This window comes from Citrobacter freundii ATCC 8090 = MTCC 1658 = NBRC 12681, assembly GCF_011064845.1.
Taxonomy (GTDB): domain Bacteria; phylum Pseudomonadota; class Gammaproteobacteria; order Enterobacterales; family Enterobacteriaceae; genus Citrobacter; species Citrobacter freundii.
The window spans coordinates 1,306,927-1,329,100 of the sequence record NZ_CP049015.1 but is presented as its reverse complement, the minus strand read 5'-3'; the positions used below and the strand labels follow the sequence as shown (position 1 = coordinate 1,329,100).

At 52.9% G+C, this 22,174-nt stretch carries 27 protein-coding genes; 23 read left to right on the top strand and 4 right to left on the bottom strand.

From position 1 onward, the window contains the following. The first annotated feature begins 17 nt into the window (after positions 1-17). Positions 18-2,162, top strand: a complete 2,145-nt coding sequence (locus G4551_RS06380) for a hypothetical protein (protein WP_003835801.1) — start codon at positions 18-20, stop codon at positions 2,160-2,162. Beyond that, positions 2,132-2,848, top strand: a complete 717-nt coding sequence (locus G4551_RS06375; RefSeq protein ID WP_003835804.1) for a DUF3142 domain-containing protein — start codon at positions 2,132-2,134, stop codon at positions 2,846-2,848. Before G4551_RS06380 ends, G4551_RS06375 begins: the two co-directional genes overlap by 31 nt. On the opposite strand, the gene cueR is transcribed toward G4551_RS06375, so the two are convergent. Then, positions 2,845-3,255: a Cu(I)-responsive transcriptional regulator gene (cueR, locus tag G4551_RS06370; protein WP_003021822.1), complete on the bottom strand. Its 411-nt coding sequence runs from the start codon at positions 3,253-3,255 to the stop codon at positions 2,845-2,847. The genes G4551_RS06375 and cueR overlap by 4 nt on opposite strands. A 289-nt stretch (positions 3,256-3,544) precedes the next feature. Between cueR and G4551_RS06365 the strand changes: the two genes are divergently transcribed. From G4551_RS06365 to G4551_RS06335, 7 genes are read left to right on the top strand one after another with little or no spacing between them, the layout of a single operon-like run. After that, entirely contained in the window at positions 3,545-5,689 is a 2,145-nt protein-coding gene (locus tag G4551_RS06365; protein ID WP_003835807.1) for a TonB-dependent receptor plug domain-containing protein, read from the top strand. A gap of 2 nt (positions 5,690-5,691) precedes the next feature. After that, positions 5,692-6,516, top strand: coding sequence for a heme/hemin ABC transporter substrate-binding protein (locus G4551_RS06360; protein ID WP_003835809.1), 825 nt, complete (start codon positions 5,692-5,694; stop codon positions 6,514-6,516). A gap of 18 nt (positions 6,517-6,534) precedes the next feature. Beyond that, on the top strand, positions 6,535-7,872 hold the full coding sequence (gene hutW / locus G4551_RS06355) for a heme anaerobic degradation radical SAM methyltransferase ChuW/HutW (protein ID WP_003835810.1): 1,338 nt from the start codon (positions 6,535-6,537) through the stop codon (positions 7,870-7,872). Between the two features lie 12 nt (positions 7,873-7,884). Next, complete coding sequence (gene hutX, locus G4551_RS06350) at positions 7,885-8,379, top strand: heme utilization cystosolic carrier protein HutX (RefSeq protein WP_003835812.1); 495 nt, start codon at positions 7,885-7,887, stop codon at positions 8,377-8,379. Next, positions 8,379-9,002, top strand: coding sequence for an anaerobilin reductase (gene chuY / locus G4551_RS06345; protein WP_003021809.1), 624 nt, complete (start codon positions 8,379-8,381; stop codon positions 9,000-9,002). The genes hutX and chuY overlap by 1 nt, the downstream gene beginning before the upstream one ends. Before the next feature lie 51 nt (positions 9,003-9,053). Beyond that, positions 9,054-10,046 carry a FecCD family ABC transporter permease gene (locus G4551_RS06340; protein WP_003021806.1) on the top strand — a complete coding sequence of 331 codons (993 nt, stop codon included), beginning with the start codon at positions 9,054-9,056 and terminating at the stop codon, positions 10,044-10,046. After that, on the top strand, positions 10,043-10,813 hold the full coding sequence (locus tag G4551_RS06335) for a heme ABC transporter ATP-binding protein (protein ID WP_003835815.1): 771 nt from the start codon (positions 10,043-10,045) through the stop codon (positions 10,811-10,813). Before G4551_RS06340 ends, G4551_RS06335 begins: the two co-directional genes overlap by 4 nt. 153 nt (positions 10,814-10,966) lie before the next feature. On the opposite strand, the gene G4551_RS06330 is transcribed toward G4551_RS06335, so the two are convergent. Both G4551_RS06330 and G4551_RS23810 read right to left on the bottom strand, forming a co-directional pair. Then, entirely contained in the window at positions 10,967-11,989 is a 1,023-nt protein-coding gene (locus G4551_RS06330) for a phage integrase (protein WP_003835817.1), read from the bottom strand. Between the two features lie 69 nt (positions 11,990-12,058). After that, entirely contained in the window at positions 12,059-12,358 is a 300-nt protein-coding gene (locus G4551_RS23810; protein WP_003835818.1) for a helix-turn-helix domain-containing protein, read from the bottom strand. A 249-nt stretch (positions 12,359-12,607) separates the two neighbouring features. Here G4551_RS23810 and G4551_RS06320 point away from each other — a divergent pair, with 249 nt between their 5' ends. The 14 genes from G4551_RS06320 to G4551_RS06250 all read left to right on the top strand — a co-directional run bounded on the left by G4551_RS06320 (position 12,608) and on the right by G4551_RS06250 (position 21,086). Next, positions 12,608-12,943, top strand: coding sequence for a hypothetical protein (locus tag G4551_RS06320; RefSeq protein WP_003835821.1), 336 nt, complete (start codon positions 12,608-12,610; stop codon positions 12,941-12,943). 13 nt (positions 12,944-12,956) lie between these two features. Continuing rightward, positions 12,957-13,214 (top strand): DUF4761 family protein, encoded by a 258-nt coding sequence (locus G4551_RS06315; protein WP_003835823.1) that lies wholly within the window; start codon positions 12,957-12,959, stop codon positions 13,212-13,214. 12 nt (positions 13,215-13,226) lie between these two features. Then, positions 13,227-13,406, top strand: coding sequence for a hypothetical protein (locus tag G4551_RS06310; protein ID WP_032941215.1), 180 nt, complete (start codon positions 13,227-13,229; stop codon positions 13,404-13,406). A 12-nt stretch (positions 13,407-13,418) separates the two neighbouring features. After that, positions 13,419-13,646, top strand: a complete 228-nt coding sequence (locus tag G4551_RS06305; protein ID WP_003835825.1) for a phage filamentation protein Fil family protein — start codon at positions 13,419-13,421, stop codon at positions 13,644-13,646. A gap of 18 nt (positions 13,647-13,664) precedes the next feature. Then, the gene (locus G4551_RS06300) at positions 13,665-13,937 is read left to right on the top strand and encodes a hypothetical protein (RefSeq protein WP_003835828.1); all 273 of its coding nucleotides are present in this window, start codon (positions 13,665-13,667) and stop codon (positions 13,935-13,937) included. A gap of 67 nt (positions 13,938-14,004) precedes the next feature. Beyond that, entirely contained in the window at positions 14,005-14,229 is a 225-nt protein-coding gene (locus G4551_RS06295) for a hypothetical protein (protein ID WP_003835830.1), read from the top strand. Further along, on the top strand, positions 14,226-14,777 hold the full coding sequence (locus G4551_RS06290) for a 3'-5' exonuclease (protein ID WP_003835831.1): 552 nt from the start codon (positions 14,226-14,228) through the stop codon (positions 14,775-14,777). The genes G4551_RS06295 and G4551_RS06290 overlap by 4 nt, the downstream gene beginning before the upstream one ends. A 10-nt stretch (positions 14,778-14,787) precedes the next feature. Then, positions 14,788-15,753, top strand: a complete 966-nt coding sequence (locus G4551_RS06285) for a DNA adenine methylase (protein ID WP_003835833.1) — start codon at positions 14,788-14,790, stop codon at positions 15,751-15,753. Then, positions 15,753-15,959 carry a hypothetical protein gene (locus tag G4551_RS06280; protein WP_003835835.1) on the top strand — a complete coding sequence of 69 codons (207 nt, stop codon included), beginning with the start codon at positions 15,753-15,755 and terminating at the stop codon, positions 15,957-15,959. Before G4551_RS06285 ends, G4551_RS06280 begins: the two co-directional genes overlap by 1 nt. Beyond that, positions 15,956-16,129: a hypothetical protein gene (locus G4551_RS06275; RefSeq protein WP_016155221.1), complete on the top strand. Its 174-nt coding sequence runs from the start codon at positions 15,956-15,958 to the stop codon at positions 16,127-16,129. The genes G4551_RS06280 and G4551_RS06275 overlap by 4 nt, the downstream gene beginning before the upstream one ends. 10 nt (positions 16,130-16,139) lie before the next feature. Next, entirely contained in the window at positions 16,140-17,147 is a 1,008-nt protein-coding gene (locus G4551_RS06270; RefSeq protein WP_003835837.1) for a DNA cytosine methyltransferase, read from the top strand. Beyond that, a complete protein-coding gene (locus G4551_RS06265) occupies positions 17,140-19,779 on the top strand; it encodes a replication endonuclease (RefSeq protein WP_003835840.1) in 2,640 nt (879 codons plus the stop codon). Before G4551_RS06270 ends, G4551_RS06265 begins: the two co-directional genes overlap by 8 nt. A gap of 2 nt (positions 19,780-19,781) precedes the next feature. Beyond that, the gene (locus tag G4551_RS23805) at positions 19,782-20,303 is read left to right on the top strand and encodes a MazG-like family protein (RefSeq protein ID WP_003835841.1); all 522 of its coding nucleotides are present in this window, start codon (positions 19,782-19,784) and stop codon (positions 20,301-20,303) included. Positions 20,304-20,405: 102 nt separating this feature from the next. After that, positions 20,406-21,086: a DNA adenine methylase gene (locus tag G4551_RS06250; protein WP_032941222.1), complete on the top strand. Its 681-nt coding sequence runs from the start codon at positions 20,406-20,408 to the stop codon at positions 21,084-21,086. Positions 21,087-21,126: 40 nt separating this feature from the next. Here the strand turns inward: G4551_RS06250 and G4551_RS06245 are convergent, their stop codons facing one another. Then, positions 21,127-21,624 (bottom strand): DUF4760 domain-containing protein, encoded by a 498-nt coding sequence (locus G4551_RS06245; protein ID WP_003835844.1) that lies wholly within the window; start codon positions 21,622-21,624, stop codon positions 21,127-21,129. Positions 21,625-22,174 lie beyond the last annotated feature (550 nt).

Here is a 22,174-nt window from a genome sequence, read left to right as displayed (position 1 = left end):
AGACAGGAAATAAGACTATGGTCAGGAAGACACCCCTTGCCTTTGCCCTTTGCACATTACTGACCGCCGCCCCGCAGGCATTCGCCTCTTTCGATATGGAAGACTGCAAATGGAGCGACGACAGCTGCCTGCTGAAAGGCACGCCGACCTTCAACCCTGAAAACGACAGTCGCGACAACCTGCTGCGGCTGCTGAGCCAGGAAAAATCATTTGCTCTGCCGGTGCAATCAATGCCAGCGGATATCACCCGCTCCCGGGATTTCTATTTTGCCTATCACCCGCAATGGGATGAGGCAACCTCGCAGCCAGCCGCTGCTCCGGCATCCGCCGCAGACAGCCCACTCTCCCGACAGATGGCCGAACTGAACATTAGCGCAGACGAAATAAACGTCAACGACGCTGAGCTTGAGAACCGTCATGTTTCGAATAACACCGAGAGTGTCAGCGCATTTTTTGCCGCACTGCTGGCCGACTCGACGTTAACGGCGGAACAGCGCCAGGCCTTAGCCCAGGCGCGTACGGGGCTGCTATCCGGGGCAACCCGCGAGCAAATTGAGTCTTCACTTGCCACCCTCCCGGCTGATTCACCGGCTCAGTCCTATAAAAATTATCTGGCCGCAGCTGCCAGTTTCTATGCCGGTGATTATGCCAGCGCCGAACGGGATTTCACTCAGCTTGCCAAAAGTGAGCGCCCGTGGCTGGCAGAGACCGCGCAATACATGCTGATGCGTGCGGCGTTGAACAAGAGCAGCCAGAACAGCGTGGGCGAATACGGCGATTTTGATATTGCAAAAATTAACCGCGAGGACGCGACTCAGGCTCAGACGCAGGCGCAAGCCTATCTGCAACGTTACCCGCAAGGCCTGTATGCCGACTCCGCGCGCGGTATGCTGCGTCGCATCAACTGGTATTTACAGGCGTGGCCGCAGCTGGCCGGGTTGTATGAGCAGACGCTCCAGCAGTCGGCTGACGCTCGGCAACTGCGAGAAATAGTCATCGAATACGATAATGTCTACGGTATGGCGTTCTACGAACAGTCCGTGGTGGAAGCATTCCCCGATGCGCCGCTTGTCAGCTATATCGAACTGCTGCGCGCGCTGCGTCTGGATAACAACAGTAAACCCACGCTGACCCAGGCGCAGCTCGATGCCAGCAAACCGGTGTTTGAGCAGAGCCAAAAACTGCCGCTATGGCGCGATCTGCAACTGAATCTGTGGCTGGCGACGGAGAACTACGCGGCGATTATTCAGGCAGTTACGCCAGCGCAGAAACTCGCCATTCACGATACCCTCGCCTTCAGCGAACAAGTGCTGTACGGCGAAGCGCTGATGGGCCAGAAGAACTGGAGCGCGGCGCGTGATTTCTGGCTGCAGTTGCTAAAACTCAGCCAGGACAACGAACAGCAGCAGTATGTACAGGCTAAGCTCGCCGCAACGCTGGTTTATAGCGGCGACGTGGCGGCGGTATTTGCCCCAGAAAGCGCAGTAACCAACCTGCGTTTTCGCTCGCAGATACTGAAAACACAGGCCTCGCCTGAACTGCTGCGCCAGCAGGCCATCCATGGACCTAACAATGAAGAGCGTACCATCGCCCTGCATACGCTGCTGGTACGCGATCTTACCGAAAACCGCTTTGGCGACTGGTTGAATGACAGAAAACTGGCCAGCGCCATTACTCCGCCGGTTATTGGCGACGCGTTTGATGACGTTAATCTGAGTATTTTCGACTGGAACGGCGACGCTGCCGAGCGCGGTTACACCTGTCGCAGCCTCAATGAAACGGTAACGGTATTGAGCAAAAAAGCGGATGATGCCCACGCGCTGAACTGCTTAGGCGAATTCTTCCGCACCACGCAAACCCACGTCGATTTGTGGAAAAACAGTGCTGGCAACGACGTTCTTGAATCAGCAATATCGCGCAAGGAGCCGTTCGGTCAGTTCGACAGGCAACGCTACTATCAGCAGGTGATCACTTCGCCGAAAGCAGAGGTTGAAGACAAGAGCTTCGCGCTGTATCGCGCCATCATGTGCTATGCGCCGTCAGGCTCTAACGAGTGCGGCGGTGAGGAAGTGGATAAACTGCAGCGTAAAGGCTGGTTCACCCAACTGAAAACGCAGTATCCGGGAAGTCCGTGGGCGCAAAAACTCAAATACTACTGGTAACCGCGCTGCTGACAGGCCAGCCGCAGGCGGCGGATATCGTCGCCGCCCGTGAGCATCCGGCCTTCTGGCTGTGGTCCGGCGTGAAGGCCAGTGACGAACTGAAAGACGCGCAAACGGTCTATCTGCATCAGGGTGAGGTGCTGGTTCGTTCGGGTAACGTGGTTTTCCAGCGTCTCGGGCTGCCGGTCAGCCGCCTGTCTTTTCCCTCGATCTGGCTGACCGTGCGCTTTACCACGCTCGACGTACCGGAGGCGATCCCGGCTCGCATCATAAGATTGATGCAACGCTGGCAGACCGCCGGGAATCATGTGCTCGGCCTGCAGGTTGATTTTGACGCGGCGACCCATCAGCTTGCCGATTACGCCCGCTTTCTGCAGCAATTACGCCAACAGTTACCGGCCGAGTTTGCACTTGGCGTGACTGGACTGCTGGATTGGGCAAAAACGGGCGACGTCGCCACGCTGAATGCGCTGGCGGTCGATGAACTGGTGGTCCAGAGCTATCAGGGCCGTCATACGGTAACGAATTATCAGGCGTATCTGCCCGCACTCAGTCGTCTGCGCATTCCGTTTAAGCTGGGGCTGGTGCAAAACGGTAGCCGGGACCCGCAGGCTGAAGCGCAGCTTGAGAAATCCCCGTGGTACCGCGGGACGGTGGTATTTATGCTTAATCCCCCTCGCCGTTAAGCCTTCGCTTTATGGTGGCAGCAGCCGGAGAGGTTATCAATGATCGGGCATTCGGCGCTGTCATCGCCAGGGCAACTCTCCGCCAGTGCCAGCAAATGCAAGCGCATGGCCTGCAGCTCGCTGATATGCCTCTCAATGTCCGCGACCTTTTCTAAGGTACGCTTTTTCACATCTGCGCTATGACGCGCCGGATCGTTAAACAGATTCACCAGTTCGCCGCACTCTTCGAGATTAAAACCCACCTGGCGTGCCTGGCGCAGCAGCGTAAGTTCATTCAGATGCTGTTGGTTGTATGTGCGATAGCCATTTTCGCTACGCAGCGGCGGCGTCACTAAGCCTTTTTCTTCATAAAAGCGTATCGCTTTGCTGGTCAAACCGGTTCTTTTCGCAACATCGCTAATATTCACATTTCCCCCGCGGATCTTGTTGGTACTGAGCCCATTATAGCCCAGATTATCCTAATGATTGACCCGAGAACCCTGCACATTTTCCACCCTCACCGCAATGCACAAATCCTTTTAATTCACATTGTTATATCCGATTCAGATCACATTTATGCATTTAATGACTGCACGAAATTGACTCAAATCAAAAGATATATTGGTTCTACATCTTTCATCTTGAACAAAGGGAAACAATTTTATATATAAACGCGAATGATAATGATGATCATTTACATTCAATAAAGGTTCTCTTATGTTGCCACGGAATAACCAAAGGCCATTTATTCTTTCAGCCCTGACATTATGCATGTCCGGCGCCGCTTTTGCCGCCACCTCTCCAACACACGCTTCTACGTCCGACGAAGACACGGTTATCGTCACGGCTAACCGCACAGAAAGTAGCCTTTGGGATAGCCCGGCAACCATACAGGTTATCGATCGCCAGACGCTGCAAAACTCCACCAGCGTTTCTATTGCTGATGATTTACAAGATATTCCCGGCGTCGAAGTCACCGATAACGCCCTCGCAGGGCGGAAACAAATTCGTATCCGTGGCGAAGCGTCTTCGCGGGTGCTGATTTTGATCGACGGCCAGGTCGTCAGTTACCAACGTGCCGGACAAAACTACGGAGCCGGTTTGCTGATTGACGAATCCGCGCTGGAACGGATTGAAGTGGTCAAAGGCCCCTATTCTGTCCTCTACGGTTCGCAGGCGATTGGCGGTGTCGTAAACTTTATTACCAAAAAAGGCGGTGATAAGCCTCTCGGCGGCAGCGTTAAGGCTGTTTATAACTCCGCAACGGCAGGATGGGAAGAGTCGGCAGCGGCCCGGGGCAGCATCGGAAACTTTGACTACCGCATCAATGGCAGCTATTCCGACCAGGGGGACCGCGATACGCCTGACGGAAGATTGCCCAACACCAACTTCCGTAATAATGGCCAGGGCGTATGGCTGGGTTACAACTTCGATCGCCACAAAATTGGGCTCTCCCTCGATCGTTACAAACTGTCTACTCAAACCTGGTTTGACGATCCAGAGGGCCAGTTCGACGACTTTAGCGTCAAAATACCTAAGCTGGAACGCGAGAAAATCGGTCTTTTCTACGACTACGCGGCCGATGGGGATTACCTGAAGAACATCCATGTTGACGCATACAGCCAGACAATAGAGCGCAAATTTGAAAACCGGGTCAAAACGACCCAGGTTATCCCCAGCCCGATGATTAAAGCGCTGACGGTCAGCAATCAGACCAATACCAACGACAAACAGTATACCCAAGGGGTAACGCTACAGAGCAACTTCTCCCTGCCTGCTAACAACGAGCTGGTGATTGGCACTCAATATCAGCATGACAAAATAAAACAGGACACGGACGGCAGTACGCGCCAGACCGCAGCTACCGGCTTCTTCGATACGCAAACACGTACCCTGTCATACAACGAAGCGGAGCAAAGCAACACCTCATTGTTCGCGCAAAACGACTGGCGCTTTGCCGATGACTGGACGTGGACCGTAGGCGCACGCCAGTACTGGCTGTCTTCGAAGCTCAAGCGCAACGATACGCAAACCCTGCAAAGCAGCGGCAGCACCTGGCAATCCACCGGAGGAAATTCCGTTCACGATGATGAACTGGTGACCTCAACCAGCCTACGCTATTCCGGTTTTAAAGATCTTGAACTCCGGGCTGCATATGCCCAGGGCTATGTCTTCCCCACGCTGACTCAGCTGTTTATGCAGACGTCCGCAGGCGGCAGCGTAACCTACGGCAATCCAAACCTGAAGGCGGAACACTCGAATAACTATGAGCTGGGTGCACGGTATAAAGGGAATATGTGGCTGATTGACGGCGCCATTTATTACTCCGAAGCCAAAGACTATATCGCCAGCCTGGCCTGTTCAGGTCAACCCGTATGCAGCGGTAATACCACCTCTTCACGGGGCGGCTATTACTACTACGACAACATCGATCGGGCCAAAACCTGGGGCATGGAACTCACCGCAGAATACAACGGCTGGGCAGTTTCACCTTACCTGAGCGGTAATTTCATTCGCCGTCAGTACGAAGGCAATACCCTTAAAACCTGGGATACCGGCGAACCCACTCTGACCGGGCGCGTCGGCCTGAAACATACCTGGTTGATGAACGCCGCTAACCTGACGTCCGATGTCTTTATCCGCGCGGCGTCCAGCGCCAAAGATAATACCGGCACCACGGAAATCAACTACCCAGGCTGGGCCACGCTTAACCTTGCATTCAACACCGAGTTCGGTCCGCAGGATCAGTATCAGGTCAACCTCGCGCTCAACAACCTGACCGACAAGCGTTACAGAACCGCGCATGAATCTATTCCAGACGCTGGTTTCAATGCCGCCGTTGGCTTTGCGTGGAATTTCTGACGATGAAAAAACTCTTGATTGGCTTACTGAGCCTCGCCTGCGTTTTCAGTGCCCAGTCCGCCGACCGCCTGGTGGTGGCGGGCGGCTCTCTTAGCGAACTAATATACGCCATGGGCATCGGCAACCGGGTGGTCGGCGTTGATGAAACCACCTCGTATCCACCCGAAACTGCCGCACTCCCGCATATCGGCTACTGGAAGCAGTTAAGCAGCGAGGGCATTTTATCGCTGCATCCGGACAGCTTTATCACCTGGCAGGATGCTGGCCCTCAAATCGTGTTGGATCAGTTGCGGGCGCAAAAAGTTAACGTCGTGACGTTGCCGCGCGTACCGGCCACCGTCGAACAGATGTACGCCAACATTCGGGAACTGGCTCAAACCCTGCGCATTCCCGAACAAGGTGAGACGTTGATCGATCGCATACGTCAACGTCTGGATCGCGTTCAGCACAACGTGGCAGCGAAAAACGCGCCGGTCAAAGCCATGTTCATTCTCTCCGCTGGCGGCAGCGCGCCACAGGTCGCCGGAAAAGGCAGCGTTGCCGATGCCATTATGACCCTCGCAGGCGCACAAAATGTCGCCACCCATGCGCAGTATAAAAGCTACAGCGCGGAATCGCTGATCGCCGCCAACCCAGAGGTGATCGTGGTGACGTCGCAAATGGTGGATGGCGGTCTGGCTCGTCTGAGCGCGATTGCCGGGATTACCCACACTGCGGCCTGGAAAAACCAGCGCATTGTGGCGATTGACCAGGCGCTGATTCTGGGTATGGGGCCGCGCGTCGCCGATGCGGTTGAAGCCCTGCACCAGCAATTCTGGCCTCACTAACTGGATTTATAAAGAACAATGAAAACTGAACACTCGCTGGATCTCACCGCGCATTTTGCGCTCGAGGGAAGTCAGCCATTTAAGGATCGCCGCGCCACGATGCCCTGGCGTGGGGCGATCCCGGTTGCCAAAGAGCTATTGTCACAAACCTGGCAGGAGGTCATCAGCCAGCCAACCCCACCGCGGAAACGGTTGGTGTACTTGCATATCCCTTTCTGCGCAACACATTGTACTTTCTGCGGTTTTTATCAAAACCGCTTTGAAGAGGATCACTGCGCCCGCTACACCAACGCGCTATTACGCGAAATAGAGATGGAAGCCGATAGCGCATTGCATCAGTCGGCCCCGATTCACGCCGTCTATTTTGGCGGCGGTACACCGTCTGCGCTGTCGGCACGGGATCTGGCCAGAATCATCACCGCACTACGTGACAAGCTACCGCTGGCGCCGGACTGCGAAATCACCATTGAGGGGCGGGTACTCAATTTTGACGATGCGCGAATAGATGCCTGCCTTGACGCTGGCGCCAATCGATTTTCGATCGGCATTCAGTCATTTAACAGCCGGATCCGCAAGAAAATGGCGCGCACTTCGGACGGCCCGACCGCGATGGCCTTTATGCAGGGGTTGGTAAAACGGGATCGAGCCGCCGTGGTCTGCGATCTGCTGTTTGGTCTGCCAGGACAGGACGCAAAGGTGTGGAGCGAGGATCTGGCGATTGCCCGCGACATCGGCCTCGACGGCGTAGATCTTTATGCTCTGAACCTGCTCCCTAATACACCGCTTGGCAAAGCGGTTGAAACCGGGCGCACAACGGTTCCCTCTCCTGCCGAACGTCGCGACCTCTATCTTCAGGGCTGCGATTTTATGGACAGCGCGGGCTGGCGCTGCATCAGCAACAGCCACTGGGCGCGCACCACACGGGAACGCAATCTGTACAACCTGCTGATTAAACAGGGCGCAGACTGTCTGGCATTCGGCTCTGGCGCAGGAGGGTCAGTCAATGGCTATTCCTGGATGGTCGAGCGCAATCTGACCACATGGCATGAATCCATCGCCGCCGGAAAAAAACCGCTCATGATGATGATGCGCACCGCCGAGCGTGGTTTCCAGTGGCGACACACCCTCCAGGCCGGTATTGAAACGGCCCGCGTCCCGCTGGATGAACTGACACCTCATGCACAAAAACTGACCCCGCTACTGACCCAGTGGCATCACGCAGGACTGACGCGAGATGCCAGCACCTGTGTACGCCTGACCAATGAAGGGCGTTTTTGGGCGAGCAATATTTTGCAGTCTCTTGATGAACTGATTCAGGCACTTAACGCGCCGCGCATTGCGGTAGAGCAACCATAAAAGGAGTGAAGTATGAGCCATGTCTCTTTACAGGATTTTTTGAAAACTGAGCCGGACGGTACGCTGGAAGCTATCGCAGCCCAGTACAACACCACGCTGCTGGAGGTGGTGAAAAACCTCCCCTCCCCGACGCTGGTTTCCGGCGATCAATTTGATACCGTCTGGGAAACCGTCAGCGAATGGGGCAAAGTCACCACCCTGGTCCATACTGCTGATGTCATACTGGAATTCACGGGTGAATTACCTTCAGGATTCCACCGCCACGGTTACTTCAACCTGCGCGGCAAAAAAGGCATGACCGGTCATATCAAGGCAGAAAACTGCACACATATCGCCCTGATTGAACGCAAATTTATGGGCATGGACACCGCGTCCATTCTCTTCTTTAACCAGGCGGGTAGCACTATGTTCAAAATTTTCCTCGGTCGGGATGAGCATCGTCAGCTACTGGCCGACCAGGTCAGCGCCTTTCACGCGCTGTCTTCATCCTTAAAGGAACATGCCTGATGGCTCCATGGCTCATTTTTGGTGCAGGTGGTAGCGGCGTCGGCGCGAAAACACTGGCACTCGCACTGGCGGAACAACGTCCGGTGATTGCCGTCGTTCGCAACGCGCAGGTCGCTGCCGGGTTGCAGGAAAAAGGTGTGCAGGTCTTCATTGGCGACGCCTGCGACAGCCAGGTCACCGCCTGTGCCTGTCGCGCAGCGGGTCAACATGCCACGGTGATCTCCTCCATGGGCGGTGCCCAGGATTATCTGGCGCACAGAACCGTCATTGATGAAGCAGAAAAAGCGGAGATCAAACGCATGATTCTGGTGACTTCGCTTGGCTGTGGCGACAGTTGGCCCTTTTTGTCCCCACGCGCCAGGGCCGCATTTGGTCAGGCGGTACGCGAAAAATCGTTGGCTGAAAGCTGGCTACAAACCAGTCAACTGGACTACGCCATTCTCCGCCCCGGCGGTTTGCTGAACGGTGCAGCCACAGGTCAGGCGCAACGGATACAGGCCGAGGAGTGCCATGGTTTTGTGATGCGTGCAGATGTTGCAAGGCACATTCACGAACTGGCTACAGCCCCGTCACTCAATAACCAGATTTACAGTTTGGTTGAGCCAGGACTGAAACCCGCGTAAACCCCTCGCGGCGCGGGAACTTCGCGCCGCAAAGACGTTATGGAGCGTTGCGTGCTTAAGGACTCGCTTTCTTCCGTCAGCATTCTGACGGGTCTTTCTCTGTTGTTGGTCGCTCTGATGCTCTTCGGAGCCAGCCAGGGGGCGCTGAACATTAGCTTCAGCGCGCTGTTCAACGACGAATACCGTGACATCTGGTTGAACATCCGCTTGCCCCGTGTGTTGCTGGCCGTTCTGGTAGGCGCTGCGCTGGCAACGGCAGGGGTCATTATGCAGGGGCTTTTTCGCAATCCGATGGCCGATCCTGGCCTGCTTGGTGTCAGTAGCGGCTCCGCGCTGATGGTCGGTATCGCGATAGTTATCCCCTTTTCGTTTCCCGTGGTGCTGGTGCTGTATGAGCAGATGATTTTTGCCGTCGCAGGCAGCATGGTGGTCTGCACGATTATTTTCCTGATAAGCCAGCGTCATAGCCACGGCGGAATGATGCAACTGCTGTTAGCCGGTATCGCTATCAATGCTTTGTGCGGTTCGGCTATTGGCGTACTGAGCTATGTGGGCGATGAGCAACAGCTACGTCAACTTACGCTGTGGATGATGGGCAATCTCGGCCAGGCCCAGTGGCCAACGCTGCTGGTTGCCAGTACCTTTGTTCTTCCAGCCATTGCTGTCACCGTCTGTATGGCGGGCACGCTTAATTTGCTGCAATTGGGTGATGAAGAGGCGCATTACCTCGGCGTGAACGTCAAACGTAAGCGCCAGCAGTTACTGTTGCTCAGCTCGCTACTGGTTGGTGCTGCCGTTTCCGTCAGCGGCGTAATTGGTTTTATTGGCCTGGTGATCCCACATCTGATCAGAATGACTACCGGCGCCGATCATCGCTGGTTGATTCCCTGCTCGACGCTGGCGGGCGCCTGTCTACTCCTGATTGCCGATACGCTGGCCCGCACTCTGGTGCAGCCTGCCGAAATGCCCGTTGGTCTGTTAACCAGCCTGATCGGAGGACCGTATTTTCTGTGGTTAATACTGCGTAGCCGGAGGGTGTCATGATCGTTGCTGAAAATCTGGTTTACCACATTCAGGGCAGACGATTGACCGACGATGTTTCCCTGACGCTACCTGAAGGAGAGATTATCGCGATTCTTGGCCCGAATGGCGCCGGGAAATCAACGCTGCTACGCCAGCTTACGGGTTATCTGCAACCTCACAGTGGGCGCTGTAGCTTATTCGGCAAGCCGCTGAACGAATGGTCAATCACCGAGCTGGCAAAAACCCGTGCGGTGATGCGCCAGAACAGTCATATGGCCTTCCCGTTTAGCGTGCAGGAGGTTATTCGCATGGGCAGGCATCCGTATCGCACGCGCAATACGGGCGATGAAACGGAACACATCATGACGTTGTGCGACTGCCAGGCGCTGGCCGCGCGTGATTATCGGCATCTGTCGGGAGGAGAACAACAGCGGGTACAGCTGGCACGTCTGCTGGTTCAGCTTTGGGAGCCCGAGCCTCGGCCCAAATGGTTATTTCTCGATGAACCTACCTCCGCCCTGGATATTCACCACCAGCAGCACCTTTTTCGTCTGCTGCGTCGCCTGGTGCGTGAACGGCAGTTTAGCGTCTGCTGCGTCCTGCACGATCTCAACCTCGCAGCGCGTTATGCCGACCGCGTGGTATTGATGGAACGCGGCAGGATTGTTGATAACGGGTATCCGCAGGATGTCCTGAAGCAACGGGCGCTGAACGCGCTGTACGGTGCCGATCTCACGGTCATAAATGAACCGGAGCATCGAACGCCGCTTATCGTTCTCAATCAATAACAGACCGGGAACGCTCTGAGGTGACGTTCCCGTTTTTTCCCCTTCGCCCCTTTTTTCATCTTTTCTAAAAACACCCTTGACCTTCCCCTTGCTGGGAGGTTTTCAACCTGCGCAGCACCGCAAGGCACTGCGCTAATTCAGTATATTACAGACTCAACTAACCCTCAAAACCCCTGCATTGCCTCCAGAGTGTGGACATAATGTGGACATTCCACTGAGGGGATTGTAACTCACAGCGTCCAATAAATAGTCCGGCGCGAAGTGAGCGTAAGTCATTGTCTGTGATATGTCGGAATGACCAAGAATACGTTGTAACGCGATAATATTTCCGCCCTTGATCATGAAGTGCGTAGCGAACGTATGACGTAGCGCGTGCGCAGCTTGCCCATCTGGAAGATTGGGCTTTGCTTCCTTCATGCGCAGACGAAAGGTTTTATAGCTCACGCGGAACAACCTTCCTGACTCCCGATGCTTCACTATTTTTGCAATGTCGTCAGATATGGGAACCACTCTCCGATCTCCATTTTTAGTGATCGTAAACATCACCCTGTTACCGACAATGTTTTCAGCCTTAAGCTGGTAGGCCTCCCCCCACCGAGCACCAGTGGCAAGTAGCAGAACGGCAATACGGTAGTAATCACCAGAGCACAGGGATAACAACCGGTTTACTTCCGACTCAGTGAAATACGACATTTCCGTTTTAGGCTCTTTCAGTGCTGAAATTGCTGTTACCGGATTTTCACCGTGAAACTCATCAATTTCAGCCATAGCTTTAAACACGCCACTAAGAGCAAACAGATCATGATTTATCGTTGAAGCCTTAATCCCCTGCTCCAGTCTGTATGCCCGGTAGTCAATAAGACACCGCGCATCAATCTGGTAAATCATGGGATCCCCCATATCCTGGCAAATGCAGTTAACAGCACTAAGCCTGCGGTTTGCGTAGTTCTTATTCCGTCCGATTAACTGCCACCAAAGCGCAATAAACTCACTAAGTTTTCGTTTATCAGCCGGTCTGTTCAGGTAATCATGATTTTGATACTTGGCAATGATGCTGCGCTCAAAAGCATGTGCGTCTGCTTTCCTATCAAACTTCCGCCGTATGCGCTTTCCGTCGCGCCCGCGCGGCCTTACATCCACTTCATAGCGACCATCTTCGAGTTTCTTAACGGACATAAGAAAACCCTCCAACAGTCAGATCACTATCCTGGTAACAAATAGTGAAAATGTAATGTTTATATAAAGTTAACCAATCTGCTTCCCGGAGGGGTCTGACTGAATTTCGTCTGGCCCATTGTGTGCGAGAGCCGGTGCTATTTGGCCTCGGCTCGGGTCTGTACGGTCGTACATAAACCACTCCTGGTATTTATGGAATCGTGGGTGCCCAAAGAGCTTGATTGCTGACTCTAATGTCATCTTAGTTCTCCCTAACTCATACCCAACATAGGTTGAGTAATTTAATCCAACTAAATCAGTTAGTTGCCTTTTAGACAGCCGCTCAGAGTCCCTGATAAGCCCAAGTTTTTCGCCTTGCGTGATTGACATGATGATGAGTTCTCGTCATATTTATGCGTATCAAGTCACTTGTTGCTTAACTACAACATGTAACACATTCCGCAACATTGGACTTAACAAGCCTCAACTAGCGGTAATCAAGGAGTCTAACAAATGACAAAATCACGAGAAATCGTTTTAAACGCAGAATCTCAACATTTACGGCAATTCCCATTAGATGTAGCCCGCGTTGCACGCACCTGCAAAATGACTACTTCGCAGGCTGACGGAATTAGGGACATGAATACCGAAGAACTGCAAAAACAGATTTTCGTCACGCCGGTCGAGTTTGCTTATCTGACGGGCCGCACGTTGAAGAGCGTTCGCAACCTGATGGATCGCGCACAGCTTCCAGTTCACCGCGAAGGCATGCCAGGCTCAAAACGTCCTAAGCGCTTCATCATGTTGCAGGAATATTGGGATGCCGTAGCACATTGCCGCGCACTAATTACCCCGGAAGAGAAACACTACATCGACCGCTTGATGCGAGATAAAGCAACTTATCGCCGCACCACCGGAAACAAACACAATGTGTTGAAGCGTAATAGCCGTTCCACTCTACAAAACCGCGCATAAGGAGTAATCAGTAATGCGAAAACAATATTCACAACACGGATCACATGCAGGAAGTATTCACGGCGCTGTACAGGTCAGTAAAAACACTTTCGCTTATCGCGGTTTCACCATTCGTAAAACACCGCGTAATATTTTTAACGCTCGTCAGACTTATTTGATAAACAAGCGTGACGATAAAGCCGAAACGGATAATTACTATGGCCGTGATTTCGCATTAGCAGAAGCCTGCGCCACGATTGACCGTATGTTAAAAAAAAGCAGTTTCTTATAAATGAGGACTGCAATGATGATGGAAATGGTGATCGGTGCAGTGCTCTTTATTTTTGCGGTGCTGATTTTAAATCTGATTCAGTTCCTGATTAGGCAGCATTGCTATAAAGCAAAACAACAAAAAGATAAGCAGCTTTCTGAATTTAAAGCCAGACGCGAAGAAGTAGAACGCAAGTCCCGCAGACAACTGTAGCAGGAACAAGATATGAACGATAACGCTCCATCACTTGCCAGCCTGTTAAGGCAGGGTTGCCAGGTCACGCACTGCCGCAATACTCGCGGTTGGATCGAGTGCCCAGACGGACGCTTCTTTAAACCAGAACCGAACAAGGTTCGCTTTATTAAAGGTATGAGTAAGCCTTTTGTTTATACGAAAAAGATAAATAAAGGCTTACTTACCACTCTGGCAAGAGCATTCAAAAAACTACTGTAGCGGTAGAAGGAGGCTTACGTGTTTACTGAAGAGAAAACATCGTGGGAACGGGAAATGCTGATTCGCGAAGCGGTAGAAAACGCGGAGAAAGGCTTTACTGTTAATTTAAAAAATGGTGCACGCATTGTTGTAACTCCTGACAGCCCATCAATTGATTTAATCATTTATGGTCTTGAAAAAACAATTCGCGGGAATCATGCGCGGGCGCGAATGACTTTTATTGATTTTCTTTATTACTGGCACGAAAGGTTGTTTAAACAAGTTAAAAGAAAACCTCGCACTAACCACTAATTAAGAAGGCTTAAATTAACGGCATTCATTTTGCCGGGGATTCGTTTTGCCTTTTTCAGGAGGTTGCATGTCGATTAAGTCAATAAAGCTGGATAGCGAAATAAGTGATCCGGAGTTTGTAGAGATAAGCACCAATGCACGAAAACACGAACGCGCTCACCTTTTGGGGTTGCTTCGTATTTTTGTCGGCCAGCTGAAAAAGGAAAGCGCCACACCAGAAGAGATTTATTCATCAGTCGAGCGGTGGATCGTCAGCCGCGAATTAACCATTAACGAGGGTAACAAACAATGAATAACTTCATGTTAGATATTCGCGCGCTGGGGAAAGCGCCTGATTCGCCGATCTTTGCTATTGAGTGCGTTTTCTTCGAGCCCTCGACAGGTCAGATTGGTCCGCAGTTCTATCGCGCCATAAATATCAGGACGGTAGGGGGCATTTATCCTGAGGCTGTTTTGCAGCTCATGAAGGGAGATAACGCGCAGCGCGCTGAAGTTATCAGTGCAACTTGCAGCGAGATTGACGCCATACGGTCCGCCTGCCGGTTTATTAATACCACCGCATCAAAACACGAAAAACTCTATTGCTGGTCTGCGGGCAATTCAGCTGATGTGGCTACGCTGGCTCATGCTCTCCACCGTTATGGCATCCCAGAGCAGGTTATACCTCCTTTCGAAATTCGCCATCTCTCAACGTTAATCCATATCGCCGGTGTCACCGGATATACGCCGCATCCGCGTCGCTCAACGGCAACCTACATGCTGACCGATGCCGTATATCGGGCGGAGCAGGTTTGCGAGGTCTGGCAACGCCTGACTTCCCCACACCTCGAATCGTTGTGAGGGCAAGATAATGATCAGATCACCAATCAAATGGGCGGGCGGTAAAACTCGCGTTATGCCGCAGCTGCTGGAGCACTTGCCGAAGGCCGATTGTCTGATTGAGCCATTTGTAGGAAGCGGAACTGTGTTTATGAACACGGAATACCGCCGCTACATTCTTTGCGACAGCAATCGCGCGCTGATCAATTTCTTCCGCGTGGTCACGATGGATACCGAACGCCTGATCAACATCACGAGATCGATGTTTCATGGCGATAACACCGAAGATCGCTACTACGCACGAAGGACGCTTTTTAACTCCATGCAGTGGAGTGATACCTCCAGGCCTGATCAGGCTTTGCTGTATGCCGCATTATTTCTGTATCTGAACCGCCATGGATTTAACGGGCTGTATCGCACTAATCTGAGGGGGGAATTTAACGTTCCATTCGGTAAATATGCCGCGCCTTACTTCCCTGAAAAGGAAGTGCGCTTATTCGCCGAAAAGGCCAATAACACAAACACCGTTTTCATCCATTGTGATTTTCGCCATTCCATTCGCTACATCGTGGAACTGGATTTTGACAAAGTCATTTACTGCGATCCGCCATACATTCCAGCCAGTGAAACCGCCAACTTCACCGCTTACGGTAAGCCATTCACCCTGGACGATCATCGTGAGCTGGTTAAAGCCTTGCTGGATGTCAATCGCCAGCATGGCATCCGCTCGATCATCTCAAACAGCGACACGCCTGATACCCGCGAAATTTATTCCGCCTTCAACCTTCACTCCCTGAGTGTCCGCCGCTCTGTGAGCGCCAAAAGCCGCGATATGGCTGGCGAGGTTATTGGCGTTCTTCGCGTGTGTGATGGCTGCGATCGTGCTGGCGGTGGCTGCTGCCCGGATTGTGGACCGGTAATGGGGAATGCAACTTACGGCGAGATGTTTTTAGGCTTCGACCCTGCCAAGGGCTGTGAAACGCAGGAGCCTTTCTGATGACCATCAAAAAGACTCATACGGGCATCGTTATTACCAAAGATGGCCCGCAGCGCAAGAAGTTGCACCAGACGGAATCCATGTGGGTAGTCGGTAAAACAGAGTGCTACCGGAAAGACACTGGCAAACGTCACTTTGCCGAACGTACCCGCCGTCGACTGCTGCTTGATTCAATCGAAGAGATTCGGGAGGTCGCCACCCGATGAACACAGTTGATGCAGTGATCACTCGCGTGCTCGACGTTCGCCCATACCGCCATTTCTGGATCGTTGAGGTGGAGGTGTTGAGCTGGGGCAGGTACAGCAGCACGACCATTATCCGTGATACCGAAAAAGACGCCCGGCAGGTTAAGCCCGGCGACACCGTGACGGTGTAGGTGGTGCGCGATGACGGCTTATTACAACGAAATCGACCCTCATGCAGCGCAGCATCTGCGCAATTTAATCGACGCCGGCCATATAGCGCCTGGTGTTGTTGATACACGCTCAATTGAGGATGTAACCCCCAATGATCTCAAAGGTTTCAGACAATGCCATTTCTTCGCCGGAATTGGCGGATGGTCACTCGCATTGCGTCGCGCAGGCTGGCCCGATGATCGTCCTGCATGGACAGCATCATGCCCTTGCCAACCTTTCAGCGCGGCAGGCAAAGGACTTGGGTTTGCTGACGAGCGGCACTTATGGCCCTCCGCACATTGGCTTATCGGCCAGCGCCGCCCTGTCGTGGTATTTGGCGAGCAATCTGGAAGCGCTTACGCGAGCGACTGGATCGACCTTGTTCAAGCTGACGTGGAAGCCCTGGGCTATGCCTTCGGGGCGACTGCGTTTCCGTCTGCGAGCGTCGGCGCGCCGCACCAGCGAGACCGTGCTTATTGGGTGGCCGACGCCGCTTGCCAGCAATGGAAGAGGGGCGGGGAATTTCAAACGACAGGGGGGGGTGAACCTTCAGACAGCAGCATTATTAGCCGGATGGACAACACCAAGTGCGACAGATGGAGTGCGGGGCGGATCGGGGATCACTCCTGGAATGACGGGCAGCTCACTTACGCAGATGGTGAAAATGGCAGCATGGCCAACGCCGACGACAAGCAACGACCGTTCACCATGCCCGCAGGAAGCTATGCGGACGTATCGCGACAATGGAACAAAAATACAGAAGCGGCTTCAGGATGTGGCAGCGCTTTGCGGCCCGGCCCGCTTAACGGTTTCTGGCGAGATGCTGATTGGCTCAGCTGCCAAGATGGAAAGTGGAGGCCAGTTGTCCCCGGATCATTCCCGTTGGCTAATGGGGTTCCCGCCAGAGTGGGAAGACTGCGCACCTACGGAAACGCCATCAATGTTGAAGCGGCAACAGCGTTCATAAAAGCTTACATGGCGACGGTGAGTTATGTCTGATCTCGCCGCGTTAGCATGGGAATGGAATACCAAACGGCAGGCCATCAATCCCAACAAAGCCGACGATTCAGCGATTGAATATCTCACCCCAAAAGGTGAGCGCAAGGCGCTCGCCTATGGTGATCTTGTTGATGCTGTTTATCGTGCCCCCATGCGCCCGCGCGAGAGTGATGCACGAGAGGCATTTGACCGCAAAGGCCGTGCTAACTACCTCCGCCGCAGGGTGCAAAGTCTCCCGGCATTTATCCGCAAGCGCTTCGCCCAGCATCTTGAAAACCTCGATCGTAACAAGCCAAAAGATGTAATGCGCTGGTTGTTCGGCACGTTCGAACGCCATGTTTTACGTCGCGTGGATGCGGTAAATGCGCAATACCTTCCACAAAGTACACTCCCCGCGATCCTTCTCCCACTGCGCGATGACTTCCACCTGTTGCCATGGGCAGACAAAAAACGCCTGAAAAGACTGGCGTATAAGCTTGCGAATCTGATGAAAAGCGAGTTTATGCGCGAGTTTGATTTTCAGTATGAACAAACAGCTGATCTGGAGTTTTCCTCGCTCTATGCCTACGGAGCGATAGCCAGCAAGGCGACGACGCTCAATATTGCAATCCCAGGCTGGCAACGTTATTGCGATGAAGAACTGGATGCCGACGAGGCTTTACGAGCAGCCGGAAGGCTCCATTCGGAAAAATGGTGGCTGGGCAAAATTCGCCATATCCATGACCGCTGGCGCGAACACCTCATGATCGCGACCGGCTATGTCAGCAAGGTGGCATCCCCATATTGTTCTGATCCTTGCTTCAGGGAATGGGTAGCCCAGAAGAAAGCGAACTTTGAATTTCTCCAGGCGATGGAGCTGGAAGATCAGGACACCGGTGAACGAAGTTCATTGCTGGATAAGGTGATGGGTAGCGTTTCCAACCCTAAGATCGCGCGGCATGAACTGATGGTGCGTATGCGTGGGTTTGAAGATATGGCAAATGAAATGGGGTTGGTTGGCATGTTCTATACGCTAACAGCACCGTCGAAGTATCACGCAACACACGTTCATTCCGGTCAACGCAATGATAAATACCAGCATGCAAGCCCGCGTCAGACGCAAAAATATCTTTGCAAAGTCTGGGCGCGTGTGCGGGCCAAATGGAGCCGCGAAGGCATTCGTACATTTGGTTTTCGTGTTGCTGAACCTCATCACGATGAAACTCCACACTGGCACTTATTGTTATTCCTGCGCCCTGAAGAAGCAGAGTATGCAACGGCCATTTTTCGCAAACACGCCCTGAAAGAGGACGGTAACGAAAAAGGTGCATCAGAGCACCGTTTTACCGTTAAACCGATTGATGAAGAGTTTGGATCTGCGACCGGTTATATCGCGAAATATATCTCAAAAAATATCGACGGTTACGGCATGGATGGAGACCTAGATTTTGAATCCGGCAAACCAGTCAGGGAGATGGCGAAACGTGTACGCGCCTGGGCTTCACGCTGGAACATCCGCCAGTTTCAGCAGATTGGCGGTGCCCCCGTTACCACCTGGCGCGAATTGCGCAGGTTAGGTAGTCGCGAGCTTGTATTACATCCGGAACTTGAGGCAGCGCGTGCAGCAGCCGATGCGCCAGACTGGCCGGGATACACCAACGCTCAGGGTGGCCCCTTTGTCGCGCGCGATTGTCTGCGCGTTCGCCTTAACTATGAGTACACCGAAAACGGTAATGATTATGGTGACACGGTCGCCAAAATTACGGGTGTCTATTGCCCGTACACGGGCCGCGAATCAGTCATTTTTACCCGCACTACCGATTACAAAATTGTGCCGAAGCGTAAGCCGTCTCCGGTCGAGATTTTGACCTTAGAAGGCCGCGCAGCGGCCCCTCGGAGTTCTGTCAATAACTGTACGGGGCGCTCCGGAACGGACGAAAAACCACCGTTAAAAGTGGCGGTGCCAGCTGGTACCACACCGTCAGAACCGACGCTGCATGCCGGTATTGATCACCCGGACAGTCAAGTGACAGAACTTCCGCTGAATATCGAAGAATTGCGCCGATATTCACGCCAGCAGCGGCAGGAAATCACCAGCAAACTGAAAAACTTTGGCCGCGAAAGCTCAGATCAAGCCTTCGAGCGTACTGCGCGCGGCCTGCGCACGTCTGTTGATGATGAAACTGCATTGACGTGGGGGCCAAAAGTGGCCGCTGCGAAAGATATGAGCCTGACACCGGAAGAGGCAGAACAGCGTTGGCGCGAGCAACTGCGGATCGAGGCAGAGAAGCGGGCAGACAACTACGCCGCCGCAGTAGCGGAATACCAGAAGAAAAAGACCGGTGCCGCATTGCGCCAGGCGCAGCAAAAAGAGGCCTCGCAGATGCATGGTATCCCCGAAGAAGTGATCGACAGTATTGGCGCGCAGCTGCGTAGCTGTCGGATTTTCGTCAGTGATGACGTAGTGCGATCAATCGCAGGTGGTGCCCGCGTTCGCCACGGCGGTGGAATGCTCGTGGCGGAGGGTGGCCGGTTACGAGAAGTGAAGGCATGGCACGCAGGCGAGAAAGATAAACCAACTTCCGAATATGTGGCGGTGTGTGACCTGGTCACACGCTGGAAAAAGGCTGTTAAGCGAAAAAACGAGAGGTAAACATGAAGCATTTAAGCACTAAAGCTATTGGGTCAGTCATCGCAGAAATGAACCGGCAGGATGAAAAGTGGGGAGCTGACCGCGATCAACATCCGTTCGTCTGGCAAACCATCCTCAGCGAAGAGGTGGGCGAGTTTAGCCAGGCAATTTTGCATGACGAATTTGGCGGTCATAAATCAGGAACGGCGCGCGAAGAGATGGTGCAGATCGCTGCCGTCGCACTTCAGATTATCGAATTTTACGATCGCCATTGTACGCCGGTACAGGAATCCGAAGGCGCGCAGCAGGTGCTGGCGTTGCCAGCCATCCCGGCTGGCCGTGAGAAAGTCGGTGGTTGTGAGTGGCTGGACTGGAATCAGTTGTCGGCGCTGGGTCTGATTGTTCGCATTAATACCGAAGTGCTTCACCCAGTTGGCCTTGCGCTATACCGGGATCCGGCGACGGGGAGTTCAGCGGGGGCAATGATTTCTCCAGACGGCAAGTGGACCTATGGAAGTGAGGTTGTTAAGGGGAGAAAACTGTAGCTATTGTCGGGGCATGGTCGCTTTTGCCCGTGCTGGCCATTTTATCGAGCACCATCATTTTTGGTGGTGCTGCAGGTTAATTTTTTTGAGGGTAATAAGGCGATGAGTTATCTGGGAAGTAAGGCGGCAAGCGGTGTTTATCAAAAAATCATCGCCGAAATGCCGCCGCACGATACTTACATTGAAACCCACCTGGGCGGTGGAGCCATCATGTTGCGTAAGCCGCCAGCTATACGCAATATTGGCATTGATCTGGATGTGGAAGCGCTTAAAAACTTCGCTTTCACACACCAGCTTTCGCATATCAATATGGTGAACCGCGACGCGGTAGATTACCTGGAAACGTTTGACTTCACTCGCGCCGGTCGTGTACTGATTTATGCCGATCCCCCCTACCTGCTGGAAACCCGAACCAGCGCCGCCCGTTACCGTCACGAATACACGGTTGCTGACCATGAGCGTCTTTTACGCTGCCTGATGTCACTGCCGGAAAATGTGAGTGTCATTTTATCCGGCTACCCGTCACAGCTTTACGACAACACGCTGACCGGTTGGCGTTCGCGAGAGTTTCAGTCCATGACACGCGGAGGTGTTCGAACGGAGAAAATATGGATGAATTATCAAGAGGAGCGCGCTTACTCTCATACGTTCGCAGGGAAAGACTACAACGACCGATACAGGATTAAGCGTAAGGCGAAGCGCTGGAAAGAAAAATTCGCTGCGTTACCATCTGCCGAAAGGCTGGCGATCATGGTGGCGCTTAACGAGGTAGATGCAGGGTAGTAAAAAGCCGCCTGGCTGGCGGCTTCTTCAATAGCAATAGTCACTTATTCTTCTTAAGCGGTTTGGCTTTCCACCGCTTAACCAGCCATTCAAACTCTTGATAGGTCGTTTCTGAATTGATGTGCTCCCTGATAGCTTTGATCAGGGGTTCGGCAATATCATATGTTTCTATAACGGTGGTATATGATGTTCGTTTGATCATCTGCTCGTTATAGATACCTTCGCGGATACTTACGGCAACCCTTTCGTAAAAATTCAGGATGTACTGGAACTTGCGGCGCTCTGTCATTTCCTCTTCGGTGATCGCTTTGCCTTCGCAGGGAAAGACGTAAGCGCGAAAAGATTTTCCTGAACGGTGCACCTGCTTCAGAACGTGCAGCGATTCTATGTACTGCGTATCCTGACGACTCTCGAAGAGAAAGTTAGCGGTCTGCGTTTTCTTTGCCGTACGGACGTTATAGATAATCGTTCCGATAGCGACCAGGACGCCAAGCAGAACGATAGCATTACTGATGATTTGTAGTGTTGTCGGGTCCATATTCTTTCATCCATAAAAAAGGCGGGGCTAAATTCCCCGCCTCATAGAGGTCAATGCGACTTAGAAGCCGTCAAACTCATCAAACATTTTTCTCATACCAACCTCCTTTAATTCAATACTCACCACTTTCTGTGGTTTTCTGTGACAAAATTACCCGAAAGGTAATGTGTAGTCAAATAAACGGTCACTTTTTTACCCGCACAATAGTGCACAAATTTGCACAATTTTTTTGAACCTGTTTATGCCCTTTCCGGCCTGTACTGGCGCGGTCTGAGCCGGGATCCGTGCCTGCACAAAAAAAAGGGCGTTTGTCGCGCGCAGGTGACGGGGGAACAGCCCCCGCAACAGGGGCAGGAAGGGGATCCCCTTTAGATACACGGATTAACGCCGTAATCGCTGCTTTGCGCGTCGTTTAGTCGTGCGCTGTTATGTTTTGATGGTGTGGGAAAACGCCCGCCAGCGTGACGCTCAGGCGCTCTGATGTGATCGATGTATTGAGCGGTGTTAAGGCGTCAGTACGCCGCTCCCGAGGGGGAAGAGCAGCAGGGAT